The sequence below is a fragment of the Streptococcus pseudopneumoniae genome (genome assembly GCF_038148935.1).
GTDB lineage: Bacteria > Bacillota > Bacilli > Lactobacillales > Streptococcaceae > Streptococcus > Streptococcus pseudopneumoniae_U.
Map to the genome: position 1 here is coordinate 1 of NZ_JBBJZX010000289.1, position 205 is coordinate 205.

A 205-nucleotide genomic window follows, 5' to 3' on the forward strand; every position below is an offset into this window, starting at 1 on the left:
TGTAATAGCACCAGCTTGGATATGTTCAGCAGTAACAGAACCAGCGGCCATCTTCCTAGCTGTTACAGCACCATCTACCAACATATCTGACTGTACTCGAACATGCGGAGCGATGATATCCACGCCTCTCGGACTTGCGGAAATGGTAGAGGCTAACTGCTCACCAGTCAAAGTAGTAGAGCCAATGGTCACACCTTCCGATGTC

Annotated in this window: 1 protein-coding gene; it reads right to left on the bottom strand. The window is 49.3% G+C overall.

Annotation, left to right across the window (positions count from 1 at the left end):
- On the bottom strand, positions 1-205 hold a 205-nt coding region (locus tag WKI42_RS11025; protein WP_368081931.1), incomplete at both ends, for a hypothetical protein.